Source organism: Beijerinckia sp. 28-YEA-48, assembly GCF_900104955.1.
GTDB lineage: Bacteria > Pseudomonadota > Alphaproteobacteria > Rhizobiales > Beijerinckiaceae > Terripilifer.
This window is the reverse complement of the sequence record NZ_FNSI01000002.1, coordinates 249,162-262,127: the sequence shown is the minus strand read 5'-3', so window position 1 is coordinate 262,127 and position 12,966 is coordinate 249,162. Positions and strand designations below refer to the sequence as shown.

The window sequence follows — 12,966 nt, the reverse complement described above, 5'->3', positions numbered from 1 at the left end:
CATCCAGCGTCCGCCGCTTTGGGGCGTGAACGAGTGGACTAACCTGCAGTTTGTGAATGCGGCTGCGAACGGCTTTCACGTCTGAATGTCGAAGATGCCTTGCGGACAAGCGATGCGCGGGTCCGCAAGGTAAATGGTCGATGACCTCAGTCCCTGAACTCGCCGGTGAAAACGCGGCGGCCAACTTCGCGCACCTGCTTCTTGTCTTCATCCGGATCGGAAGTCTTGGGCGTGCGCACGACGGCATTCTGGGTATAGGTCTGGATGACGGCGCCTTCCTCGCGGCCCAATCCTTTCGGATCGCGGCCCGCTTTCACGTCGTCGATGCCGGCGCGCAGCATGCGGCGGAACATCGTCACACCGCGGTCGCTCGCGCCGAGATGTTCGCGCGCATGAACATGGATGGCGCCTTGGGAAACTTGGGCATCGTAGTCGCCTGGCGTCCGCTGCCGTTCTTCGAACGGGCGGTCGTCCATCATGCCGAAATGCAATTTTTCGATCATTTCAGCGTCGAACTGCATGTCGTCGCTTTCGATCAGCCAGCCGATTTCCATGAAGCTGCTGTCGTCGATCGGCGTGGCCCAATGCAGAAGATAGGGCGGTCCGAATTTCTTTTCTTTCTTGCCGTCTTCATTGACGGAGGCGACGAGATGGATATTCGGCATGATCAGGTCATGCATGCGGACCCAGACATTGTCGCCGATGCGGCGACTGGCGATATACACCATGCCAATCGGCGTTTCTTTATATTCCAACTCCGGCACAATGCCGAATTCCGGCGTGAATTGTGAACCACTGGCGATCGTGTGCAGATAGTAGGTGTGCACAGGATCCATTGAGTTTTCTTTGACCTGCACCCAGTTGCACGGCCAGACATATTTGCGGCCCGGCGTCCAGCCGCTGGGGATCAGGCGGCCGCCAGGACGCAGGCAGGCATCGTAGATCGGTAGCGCCGGCATTTTATCAGGCGGCCCCATATAAGCGAAAATGAGGCCCTTGAATTCCTTCACCGGATAGGCGCCGTGGCTGATGCGATCCTTGTAGGGGGAATTGGCCGGCTCAGCAGGCATCTCCAGAATTCGGCCATCCGTTCCGATCAGCCAGCCATGATAGCAGCAGCGGATACCGCGCTCGTCGGGAATGCCGAATTCGAGTGAGGCGCCACGATGCGGGCAGTGCGGGCGAACAAGGCCGACATTGCCGGACTTGTCGCGGAAGAGAACCAGATCTTCGCAGAGCACTTTGATGCGCTTTGGTAGATCCTGGATTTCCTCTGAAAAGGCGACCGGATGCCAAAAGCGCCGCAGATATTCGCCCCCAGGCGTGCCCGGGCCGACATGCGTCAGATCCACGTCCTCCCCGGCGTCGACCTCCCGAAGGTGATAACCGCCATACGGAATAACAGCATCTCGACTCTGCATAACCCCCGCTCCTGTCAGCTTTTCTCGCATCCAACGTGTTCGAGATCAGCGCGCCACTCCCTCGGCGCAACTTTCATTTGATCTGATAATCATATTATCATATAAATAGGTCAAGCGAAATGTTGCGCAGCCTGACAGAATCGTTCCGATGATGAGGTCGCAACAATTCGCAAAGGAAAGATCTGGGAATGCGGTACCCAAAGCGCGGCGATGTCATCGCCGATCTGATTAAGCAGTCGATTGTCACCGACGGGCTGAAGCCAGGCGATCGCTTGCCGACGGAAAAACAGCTTGTCGAAAAGTATGAGGCTGGAAAGGCCTCCGTGCGCGAGGCTCTTAAATCACTGGAGGTTCAGGGCCTGATCCGCACGAGCACCGGCCCCACTGGCGGTTCGTTCATCGCGGAAGTGACCGAGACACGTATTCTCAATCATCTGCAAAGCTATTTCTTCTTCAAGCATCTAACCGCTGCGCAAGTCTATGAACTTCGCCGCGTTCTTGAGCCGCGATTGGCCGGACACATGGCCGAAACGGCTAGCGAGGATCTGATCCGCCGGCTTGAGGCCAATGTGCAGGCCTCGCAAGGTGATCCGACGACGCGCGAAGACTGGCAGCGGCATCAGCAGATTCATATCGAGTTTCATGATCTGTTGGCTGATGGCGCCTCCAATCCGCTGCTGTGCGTGCATTGCAAATTCATCAACCGCAGCTTGCGAAGCATCGTTCGGTCCCGTGAGAGCCCCGAACAGCTCAAGATCATCAACTCTAACAGAATATGGCACGAGAAAATCTGCGAAGCCGTGCGCAAACGTGACAGCGATGCCGCTGAAAATCTGATGCGTGAACACATTGTCGAGCTGGAGAACGCCTACAAGATCACCAATCCCGTTCTTCGCAACAGTCTCCATCTCGAGACTAAAGATCCTGAAAAAATGAATGCGCTGTCGGAGCTGCCATGATCGGAAAGCGGAATCTGCGAAAAGAGGACAATAGGCTACTACGCGGCAAGGGGCAGTTCGTCGACGACTATACGCCGGCCAATTGCCTCTATATGGCACTTGTTCGCTCGCCGCATCCTTCCGCGCGAATTGTCTCGGCAAGCTCCGAGGCGGCGCTTGAACAGGGGGCACATTCGGTCTGGTTCTTTCACGACCTGCCGACGCTTGCCGAGTCTCTGCCTTTGTTTCGTGAGCCTGCGACCAACCCCTATTGCGATCTTATGCGGCCGCCGCCACAGCTCGCTTTGGCCGATGGAGTGGTGCGCTATGTCGGTGAACCTGTTGCCGCGGTTTTGGCATCGACGCCTGCGGGGGCGGTCGACGCCGCGGAGGCGGTCGAGATAGATTACGAGCCTACCGATCCCGTCGTTGACCCAGTGTTTGCCATGTCGGATGAACGGCGCGTACATGAAGGCCAATCCAATATCGTGGCGCATCTGGCAGCAAATATAGGCGACATCGATGCAGCCTTTGCCAATGGCGACGTAGTGCTATCCGAGCATTTTGTTTATCCGCGCATTACGTCCGTGCCGATAGAAACGCGCGGTGTTAGCGCAGAATATGAGAGCGCGCGTTCGTCCTTGACGATTCGAATCGGCCATCAACTTCCTTATACGGTGCGCTCCGCCGTCGCCCGTTTCACTGGGCTGCGCGAGGAAGATATCGTGGTGCTCTGCCCGGATACAGGAGGTGCATTCGGGCCGAAATCCGGCCTCTATTCCGAAGACATTCTTGCGCCACTGCTGGCAAAGACGGTCAATCGTCCCGTCAAATGGATTCAAACACGCTCTGAATTCATGCTGAGTTCGCAACATGCGCGTGATCAGATCATTGAAGCGCGGGTGGCGGCGCGAGCGGATGGCACGCTGCTCGGCCTTGATGTCAAACTTCTCAAGGACACGGGTGCCTATCTCTGCTGGGCCGTGATTGAGCCTACCAACACCATCAATCACATTCCATCACAATACGTTTTACCGGCATATCGAGCGGAAGCGCATTCCGTTCTCACCAATAAGGTACCATCGGCGCCATATCGTGGGACCGGCCGGCCCGAGGCGACCTGGGTGATGGAGCGTTGCCTCGATCTGCTGGCAATCAAGCTCAATATTGATCCGATCGAAATTCGCCGCCGAAATCTTATTCCAGCTTCCGCGATTCCCTATAAGCCCGGCAATGTCTACCGAGACGGTGTCGAGGTGACTTACGACTCAAACGATTTTCCGCTCGTCTTCAATGAAACGGTTGCGGCAGTGGATGTCGAGCACTGGCGGGCCAGGCAGAGGGAATGTCTCTCCGGGCAAAAGCGCCGCATTGGGATCGGCGTCGCAAACTATATGGAAGCTGGTGGAATCGGCTGGCCATGCGAGGGCGCCACCGTTAAGATCGACGAGGCCGGCCGCGCGGAGGTCATGATTGGCGTTTCACAATCGGGGCAGGGACATGAAACGGTCTTCGCCCAGATTTGCGCGGATCTACTCAGCTTACCATTTGAGAATGTGCGCGTGCTCGGCGGTGACTCTCGACTGTTGCCCTACGGCTTTGGAACCGGGGGCAGCCGCGTGACAGTCAACACCGGTAACGCTGTGGCATTGGCCGCCAAGGATGTTCGGCGACGTATTCAGCTTGTTGCCGGAAAACTGCTTGGCTGCGAATCCGATCAGGTACAGATCGAGAATGGCGAGGTCTTTGCTGCCGACGATCGGCAAAAAGTCGCTGCGTGGCCGACAATCGCGGCAACGGCGGCCTTCTCGCGCATTCTCGCGACCGAGGGAACACCGGGTCTGTGCTCGACGCAATACTTCTATCCGTCGACCGTAACTTGGGCCAGCGGGACACATGCGGCTGTAGTCGAGCTGGATCTAGAAACGGGCACTTGGAAAATTTTGAAATATGCCATCGGGCATGACTGCGGACGGCAGATCAATCCAACGCTCGTTGAGGGACAGGTGATGGGGTCCTTTGCTCAGGGGCTAGGCATCGCGATGGGCGAGAAGATCATTTATTCGCCCGAAGGCCAACTCGTGACCGGCACTTTGATGGACTATGTCATGCCACACGCCCGGGATATCCCGGAACTGATCCTGAAACATTTTGAATTTCCGGCAACGACTAACCCATTGGGCGTGCGTGGGGTTGGCGAAGGTAATGTCGGACCTGTCGCAGCAGCCATAGCTGGCGCCATTACCGATGCACTCGGTGGGCACATCGCCATACGCGAGCCAATGATGACCCCGCCAACGGTGCGTGAACTCATGCGACAAGGACAGATATAGTGGATATTGCTGTCGCTAATGCCATCGATGCCAATGCTATGCGCATTGTCTCCGATGGAATCCCTTGTCGTGATCTCGACTTTCTCAAGCGTGACATTACCAATCTGCAAGATTGGTGTGCTCGTTGGATCGTCTTATCGGAAGAGTATGAGGCGCAGGCTTACGATGCCCTTGATAAAGGGGGCAATCTGACAGCTGGTGAGCGGTTCTGGCGCGCCGCTTTATGCTGTCATTTCGGCCAGGGCATTCTTATGGAGATTGGTGCTGAGGAAAAGCTCCAAGCCGATCAACGTAAACAGCAATTGTTCGCGCGCGGTGCTTCGCTTCTGCAGCCGCAGTGCGAATCTGTTGCCATCCCGTTCGAAAACTCCCTCCTACCGGGCTATCTCCGCTTGCCGATCGGCCTGGGACCGTTTCCCTGTATGATCCTTTTTGGTGGCCTCGATACCACTAAGGAAGATGCGTTCGAGCTGTCGAGCTACTTCTTAGCGAGAAATATCGCGACTTTGACCTTCGATGGTCCAGGGCAGGGTGAAGTGTTCCACCGCATGAAGATGCGGCTTGACTATGAGAAAGCCGTTTCTGCCACTGTCACTTTTGCCGGTGCGCAAACGGCTATTGATCCAAATCGGATTGGCGTTCTCGGACGCAGCACCGGAGGACACTGGGCGTGTAAAGCCGCTGCGACAGACCCAAGGATCAAGGTCGCGATCGCCTGGGGGCTCATCTACCATCTGCGCGACTTCGATCAGCTATCGACATCACTGCAGCAGCGATTCATGCGCGCGGCCAGCATGACCTCCCTTATAGAAGCTCGCGCCTTCTTCAAAGGTTTCGATTTGGATGGCTTCGCGGAGCGCATAGATGTGCCCTTGCTTGTCGTGCAGGGAGGACAGGACCCCATCGCACCGCGGGATTCGATAACGAGGCTGGGCGAAAGAGCACAGAGTTCCATGGACGTCATTTTCTATGAACATAGTGGACACTGTGCGCATGACAGGGCGCATCTATTCAAGCCGGCGATGGCAGATTTCGCCAAGAGCCATCTTTAAAGTCGATTGTGTTTGTGAGGTAGTATGGATTTGGAGAACTTCGCACTTCTCCTCATATTGGGTGTTTTATACATCGCTCGCATCTTGTGGCTTCCGGTTTCTGACGATTCAGCCGACCAAATTTATCCTCCTCCTAATTGATGTGAAGTTTCGGCCTGACTGATGAGGTCTTTCGTTTGACCACTGCTCATGAGATTGCCGAATTTACACTCGAGGAGACCGCTGAAGGCTGCACGCAAGTTAGCCTTCAGCGAAGAACGTCACGGCGCCAATGATGCAGCGGACCACGATCTGGCCAACGCACGATCGGCAGATGCTTGCTCCTTGGCTTACCGATGTTGAAGTCACATTGTGCGGTGTCTTGAAAAATCGGCCCGGCTCTCCTTGGAATGTGCGTGAAAGGCTTAGAGGCGTTTCCGCACATTTCATCTTAGATTTTAAGTTCCATAATGATCGTTATGCGAATGGTATATATAAGTGGGTGGGTTCTACCTTGAAGTGCGACTTGGCAACGATACCTATAACTTGTCGCACGCAAGGAACCGCCGATGGTACGCTCCTACTCGCAGATCGATCTCGATGAACGCCGCAAGATTTAACGCTGGCGGCAGGCCGGCGTATCGGTCGATGTGATCGCCGAGAGGCTCGGACGCCATCGCTCGACGATTTTCAGAGAGATTGCGCGCAACCGGTTTGACGATGCGGAGTTTCCAGGACTGACGGGGTATTTCGGCGTGGTGGCGAACGGTAAGGCCAAAGAGCGCCGGAGCTGCTATCGCAAGCTGGCTCGGCATCCGAAGCTGCGCGCGGCGATCATTGAACGGATCGAGCACGGTTGGTCACCGGAGCAAATTGCTGGTCGATTAGCCTATGAAGGCCGTGGTGTGCGTGTCTGCCATGAAACGATCTACCGCTTTGCGTACTCCGCCGTTGGTCAGGAGATCAAACTGTGGCGCTATCTTCCTGAGGCCCGCGCCCGGCGTCGGCCACGCCACGTTCGACGCCGGCATGGCCGCAGATTTAGCCCAGAACTGAGCATATTGCATCGCCCGGACATCGTTCGAGAGCGAAAGCAGCTCGGCCATTGGGAGTGCGATCTGATCCAGTTTCGCCAGAAATTTGGCAAGGCCAATGTGACGTCGCTGGTTGAGCGGGTGAGCCGCTTCACTGTCTTCCTCCGCAACAATGATCGGCAATCACGATCCGTCATGGAGGGGCTGATCAATGTGCTCAGCCCCCTTCCCCACGCCGCCCGACGATCAATCACCTTTGATCGCGGGACCGAGTTTACGGATTGGTCTTACCTGCAGGCCGGTCTCGGTGTGCAAACCTGGTTCTGTGATCCGCAGGCGCCGTGGCAGAAAGGAACGGTCGAGAATACGAACCGGCGCGCGCGAAAATGGCTTTCAAGAGACACTGACCCGTTGTCGATCAAAGGTCGCGAGCTCTATGACATTTGCGCTCATCTGAACTCGACGCCACGCAAATGTCTTGGCTTCAAAACGCCAGCCGAAGTGTTCCGGCAAAAGCTACTGGCTGCCAGCCGATGATCCGGCTACGTTCATAGACGCTGCTCGTCGCACTTCGGCTGGAACTCGCACCTTGCGCGACTACGTGACCGATCGGGGTCTTTGGACGTCACGCCACATTATGCGTTTGCTTTGCTAACTTAAACATGCCTCGACTGATTCAGCCTGTTCATCGCTCATGACGCTCCTATTAAGATCATACTGGCTAAAAATCATGGCTGTCTATGCAAGTTCTCGCTACGATGAGGAGTATCGTGACGGAGAGCCGATGAGTTTTAGGAGCCGGGAATTTTTCCGGCGGAAGGGCGCTTCAAAACATAGATGACACGGTATGGATTTCACCTTCCAATAGAGCCGGAGCCTAGTTTATCGTGTTCAGTCGCGGGAAAGTTATATGAGTAACGATAAACAAGAATACATTGGCGACAGTGGGTTGTTGGATAGCCGACAGGCGCGGTGTCCTTGTATTCTTCTGTTTGATGTCTCCATCTCAATGGAGGGAGCCGCCATCGCACCACTGAATGAGGGACTGCGTCTTCTACAGGAAGAGGTTCAAAGCGACAGCCTTGCTGCTATGCGGGTCGAAATTGCCACTGTGACGTTAGATCCCTTAAAAGCTGAAACAGACGTCACCGGGGCGAAAAATGTTCTCCCAACCCCTTTTTCATCTCAGCGCGCGGCCACGATAGGCGAAGCTATCGAGACGGCTTTGCAGATGTTGCGTGATCGTAAGGATCGCTATCGGGCCAGTGGCATCAGCTTCTATCGTCCGTGGATCGTTCTCATTACCGACGGCATCCCAAGCAGCAACTTGGGAGCCGCGGCGAAGTTGATCCAGGACGGCGAAGCCGCGAAAGCATTCAGCTTTTATGTAGTAGGCACCGACGATGCTGATTTAGGCGCCCTTGCTAAACTCTCTGTACGTCAACCCCTTAAACTGAAAGGACTCCAATTCAACGTGTTCTTTAAATGGCTTTCGAACTCTTTGATTGCGATATCGCGATCTAATCCCGGCGATCCAGTTCCGCTCGCAAACCCTGCCGGACCTAATGGTTGGGCCGTACCTAATGGTTGGGTTGTCGCTGGATAACCAACGTTAACTGGGACGTCTATCGGCGGTCTGCCGCATACTCTCTCGGACAGGAGTTCACTGCCTTTCGCCCTATTGCTACGGCGACAACGAGCGCTTCTGACGATGAAATCCGGCCATTCATCTGGTTGGTCGGTAATTGCACTTTGCGGGCTCGCGAGTGACGGCTCGGAGCATCGTTTCCCTCGCCACCAGTCGGCGTGGGTCATGGCGGCTCGCGATCCAACCGCCTACCGGATCTGGCAGCAGCGGTGCACGGCTGGAGCTTCTCTACGCCCAGAGACCACCGAAAGTGTCGCCCCCCTATCCATCGGTGTTTAATATGGGGTACTACTCATCGCGTTCGCTGGACAGTAGGAGTGCCAGCTACGCGCCCTGCAGCCTTCTTAATCTTCACTCCGCGTGCTTCAACTGCTAAGAATTCGGGCAGGTTCACGAATTCTAGATCGTAAGCATCGCTCTTTATGTGATCCGTTCCCGGCGCGTGCATGTACAGACAATCTCCGAGACTTGAGCCAATAGGGATTTGAGTTCGCATTCCCTTTAGCTCACCGACCATTCGGCCCAAACGCACTGTCGCAGCGGAGTTCATTTACATCACCTGCGTTCATTCCTAGCCAGTCGGACAAAACGGACAGGCTGTCTCCTCCTAGCAGCGGAGGATATCGATGATTCACTTCATCTTCATTTGCAAACTTTATTGGATTTCCCGCCACTCGCAGTTTTTCACCGTTCGGCCCAGCTAGCTCCAGAACCATATTTCGGTGGATAACTTGAGGATCTGTAAGGCTACGATCAAGTGTGTTTACAACTGCAGCTGGCACTTCTGCTGCTAGCATTAGGTCGACCCATTCTTGGGCCGACTTAGTTAAAAACGCGTCCTCAAGAATCCTCCATAGCGCCTCTCGATTGATGTATCGGCGCTTATTATCGGCAAACCTGGAATCAGTACTTAGCTCGGCACAACTAAGGACGTCGCATAAACTGCTCCACATGCGCTCCGTATTAGCTGTAACGACGATATCCGCCGCATCCCCGCAAGTGAATGTTCTATATGTCGGAATAGAATCATGCCCCCGTCCCTGTCGTTCCGGCACATTCCCTGAATTCAAATAATAAGCGGCTTGATATGACAGCATAGCCACTTGACAGTCGAGCATACTAATATCGACGTGCTTGCCTTTACCCGAGCGATCGCGGTCGGCAAGAGCTGCCAAAATACCAATGACCCCGTACATTCCAGCCGCGATATCTCCCAGGGGAATTCCGGATCGCACCGACGGCCCTTCCGTTGGACCGGTAATGGACATTCCGCCAGACATCGCCTGTACAATCATATCATATGCAGGTCTATTTTTGTACGGGCCTGCTTGTCCAAAGCCAGAAATAGAACACCACACCAGACCAGGCCTGACTGCCTTGATGTCTTCGTAAGAAATGCCAAGCTTTTCCAAAATACCTGGTCTAAAGTTTTCGACAACGACGTCAGAAACTTGCGCAAGCTTACGAACAAGAGCGAGGCCAGCTGCCGTCTTCATATCGACGGTCAGACTTTTCTTGTTTCTGTTGACAGATAGGTAATATGCGCTTTGTGTGCCAACGAAATGCGGCGGAAGCCGCCGTGTCATGTCACCATCTGGCGCTTCAATTTTTACAACGTCTGCTCCCATATCCCCTAGCAACTGCGTCGCATAAGGACCGGACAGAAATTGAGTCAAATCAAGCACCTTCAGATGCGAAAGCGGACCGTATCCGCTCGTTGCTTCCGTATTCATGAAGTGGCCGCCTTTCTACGCGGGTTCGAATAATTCGTGAAGCCAAGAGCTGTTGAAAGCGCCGCCGACGAATTCTGAACCATCGCGCCGAGCTTTGTTTGATTTCTAGTGTTGACTCGAGATTCAGGAACGGTGAGGCAAACGCTTCCGACAACCTTTCCATTGGCCGAAAATACTGGCGCAGCGATTCCAACAGCGCCAACAATCTTCTGGCCGAAGGTGAGATCGAATCCTCGGTCTCTAATAATGGCGAGTTGTTTCTCGAGGCTTTTCCTACTTGGCGGGCGCTCTCCAGACGCTGGAGCCCGTTCTTCGTTCTCTAGAGCGCGATCCAAGTCAGAGCTATCAAGGAACGCGAGGATCGATCGACCGCTTGCGCCCCACAGTGGCGACATCGGCAGATTCATAGGAAGCTGATACCGCAACATTCTAGTTGAATCGGCTCTTTCAGCGAAGAAGACCTTACAGTCTCGCGGCAGAAACACGCTCAATACGGCCGTCTCATTGCATCTATTCGACAAGTCCTCAAGAAAGGGAATAGACAGGCTGCGCAGATCGTTCTTTGCGTTCACCAAGGCCGAAATTCTGAATAGCTCACGCCCGATTTTATACTTCTTATCGATTTCATCCTTTTCAATAAGACCGTCCCTGCTTAACAACTCGCATAGGCGATGACATGTGCTGGGTGCTAGTGAAAGCGCTTGGGACATTTCTTTTAATGTCGCGCTTCCTCGCTCACTGAAGAATCTTAAAACCTCAGCAACTCTCTGGACGGTGCCGAGACTTTCGGTTGAGGGTGCGATGCCCATAGCGTTATCGGGAGAAGATGTGGATGGAGCACGCTCCATGATCAAAACCCGATATACCTCCACCGGTCGCGTGGGTAACCCCCACTTTCGCCCCTTCTACCTGATGGCTTCCTGCGCGCCCCTCAAGTTGTCGAACGATTTCGACAGCTTGAGCTGCACCGGTCGCTCCGACAGGATGGCCTCGGGAGAGAAGTCCTCCTGATGGATTAACGCAAACGTGGCCACCCAGAGATGTCGCACCGCTAGCTAACAACTCATATGCTCCTCCACGCTCGCAAAAGGAAAAGGCCTCATAGTACATGAGCTCGGCGATCGTGAACGCGTCATGTATTTCCGCAACGTCTATGTCCTCGGGCGCAATTCCTGCCATTTCATATGCTTCAGCTGCGCCTCTTGCAGTTAATTCCGCCCAAGTCATGTCGCGGTACCCGTTGGTATATTTTCCCGACGTAACCTCAGATGCAACTATTCGAACTGACTTCGTTCTTCCTTTCCGAGCCACATCACCGCTTGCTACGATAATGGCTGCGGCTCCATCGCCGGTTGGACAGCAATGCCAAAGGGTAAATGGATCGGCGACCGGACGTGACGCCATGACCTCTTCGATGGTGACCTTCTTACGGATTTGCGCATTAGGATTCAAAGATCCATGCTCATGCGCTTTAACCGCAACCTGCGCTAATTGTTGATCAGTTAGTCCATATTCATGCATGTATCTTCTGGCGCGCATTGCATATAAGGCCGGCATAACCATACCCTGATTTACTTCCCAATCTTCGCGCTCGAGAGGAAGCGTACCGCCGCCGAACTTTGTGAGCTTTTCGACACCAATAACGAGAGCCACATCATGCCGGCCGCTAGCAACTGCGGTCCACGCTTCGGCCAAAGCCGAAGAGCTAGATGAACAGGCATTTTCAATGTTGATGATTGGCATGCCAGTTATGCCCAACGTTTTCATCACACGTTGGCCTGTCAACATTCCGCCTAAAGCCGACCCGCAATAGACCGCGTCAATGGACTGGGGCGACAGTTCCGACTCAATGATTGCCTCTTTAACAGCCGGCCAACCGATTTCAGCTAACGTTTTGTGAGGGTACTTCCCAAAGGGAATCAAGCCCGTTCCGACAACGAATACATCGCGCATAGTATGATCTCTTAGATGTTAGTGAATGTGTAGGTGTGGCGTGCCCGACCAAAATCGTCAGATCCAACAGCGCCGATACTCACTTTTAGTGGCATATCCACACGTACATTCTCAGGTGAAAGGGCGATGTGGGCTAACACTCGCAGTCCGTCAGTTAAATCTACATAACCGAGTACGTACGGAACATTCCATCCGTTGGGCGCCTGGTATATTGTTGAGTATGAGTATAACCGTCCCTCTTGAGGCAAGTCGTACTCCTCAATCTCCTCTGAGAGACACTCGGTGCAAACAGCAGCTCGCGGAAAGCTCAAAGCTGAACACGCGGCACATCTTCCGCCCTTTAGAAGCGGCCTGCCGTCTGGGCCAAGTGCCATCATCTCTGGCGCGATGATATTCAACGAAGTGGCATCTCCGCCGGAGCTGTTAGCACTCACCGAACCCATATTAAGACCTCCTCCAACCAGATTTCTGTATAATTCCACTGAGTGGAATTACATTCCATTCAAGAGAAGAGAACCAGGTACGCCGCTTGCTGTCAAGCAGTCGGGCTACGTTGATTACATTCAATCGAATTTGGTACGCTGGGGCCATTCAGTTTTTAAAAAGTAGTTGGTTGCTCGTGCTGTCGAGATGGAAGGTCTAGAAGCGGGGCAACTCGCGGTTAGGACACCATGATGGTCGGGCCGTCCCAATGAGTGCCGCCTACTACTAGGTTGCGCGTGATCACATTCCACCTCAAGATAAAGCGAACGAATAGCCTGTTCGTCACCGCCGAGGACTATCTTCGCTCAGAAGAGTTTCATTTGTAATTGACGTTGTTTGATAGAGCTACGGATACGCATCATAAATGCGTTCCGTGTCTCGCACGGTAGCGT

At 54.2% G+C, this 12,966-nt stretch carries 8 protein-coding genes and 1 pseudogene; 5 read left to right on the top strand and 4 right to left on the bottom strand.

The genetic code is table 11. The annotated features are described in order from the left end of the window. Positions 1 to 146: 146 nt before the first annotated feature. Positions 147 to 1,421: an aromatic ring-hydroxylating dioxygenase subunit alpha gene (locus BLW50_RS29040; protein WP_170850444.1), complete on the bottom strand. Its 1,275-nt coding sequence runs from the start codon at positions 1,419 to 1,421 to the stop codon at positions 147 to 149. Between the two features lie 188 nt (positions 1,422 to 1,609). On the opposite strand from BLW50_RS29040, the gene BLW50_RS29035 reads away from it, so the two are divergent. The 5 genes and pseudogenes from BLW50_RS29035 (at position 1,610) to BLW50_RS29015 (ending at position 8,363) form a co-directional block, all read left to right on the top strand. Then, the gene (locus tag BLW50_RS29035) at positions 1,610 to 2,380 is read left to right on the top strand and encodes a FadR/GntR family transcriptional regulator (RefSeq protein WP_090710375.1); all 771 of its coding nucleotides are present in this window, start codon (positions 1,610 to 1,612) and stop codon (positions 2,378 to 2,380) included. Further along, on the top strand, positions 2,377 to 4,692 hold the full coding sequence (locus BLW50_RS29030; RefSeq protein WP_090710373.1) for a xanthine dehydrogenase family protein molybdopterin-binding subunit: 2,316 nt from the start codon (positions 2,377 to 2,379) through the stop codon (positions 4,690 to 4,692). The genes BLW50_RS29035 and BLW50_RS29030 overlap by 4 nt, the downstream gene beginning before the upstream one ends. After that, positions 4,692 to 5,744: an alpha/beta hydrolase family protein gene (locus tag BLW50_RS29025; RefSeq protein ID WP_090710371.1), complete on the top strand. Its 1,053-nt coding sequence runs from the start codon at positions 4,692 to 4,694 to the stop codon at positions 5,742 to 5,744. Before BLW50_RS29030 ends, BLW50_RS29025 begins: the two co-directional genes overlap by 1 nt. 548 nt (positions 5,745 to 6,292) lie before the next feature. Continuing rightward, a pseudogene (locus tag BLW50_RS29020) lies at positions 6,293 to 7,294 on the top strand (IS30 family transposase). A gap of 373 nt (positions 7,295 to 7,667) precedes the next feature. Next, the gene (locus tag BLW50_RS29015) at positions 7,668 to 8,363 is read left to right on the top strand and encodes a vWA domain-containing protein (protein ID WP_090710369.1); all 696 of its coding nucleotides are present in this window, start codon (positions 7,668 to 7,670) and stop codon (positions 8,361 to 8,363) included. A 548-nt stretch (positions 8,364 to 8,911) separates the two neighbouring features. On the opposite strand, the gene BLW50_RS29010 is transcribed toward BLW50_RS29015, so the two are convergent. Genes BLW50_RS29010 through BLW50_RS29000 form a run of 3 tightly spaced genes read right to left on the bottom strand, consistent with a single transcriptional unit; the run spans position 8,912 to position 12,091 of the window. After that, on the bottom strand, positions 8,912 to 10,138 hold the full coding sequence (locus BLW50_RS29010; protein ID WP_090710366.1) for a CaiB/BaiF CoA transferase family protein: 1,227 nt from the start codon (positions 10,136 to 10,138) through the stop codon (positions 8,912 to 8,914). After that, the gene (locus BLW50_RS29005; protein WP_170850443.1) at positions 10,135 to 10,947 is read right to left on the bottom strand and encodes an IclR family transcriptional regulator; all 813 of its coding nucleotides are present in this window, start codon (positions 10,945 to 10,947) and stop codon (positions 10,135 to 10,137) included. Before BLW50_RS29005 ends, BLW50_RS29010 begins: the two co-directional genes overlap by 4 nt. A 4-nt stretch (positions 10,948 to 10,951) precedes the next feature. Beyond that, positions 10,952 to 12,091: a thiolase family protein gene (locus BLW50_RS29000; protein WP_090710361.1), complete on the bottom strand. Its 1,140-nt coding sequence runs from the start codon at positions 12,089 to 12,091 to the stop codon at positions 10,952 to 10,954. Positions 12,092 to 12,966: the final 875 nt, after the last annotated feature.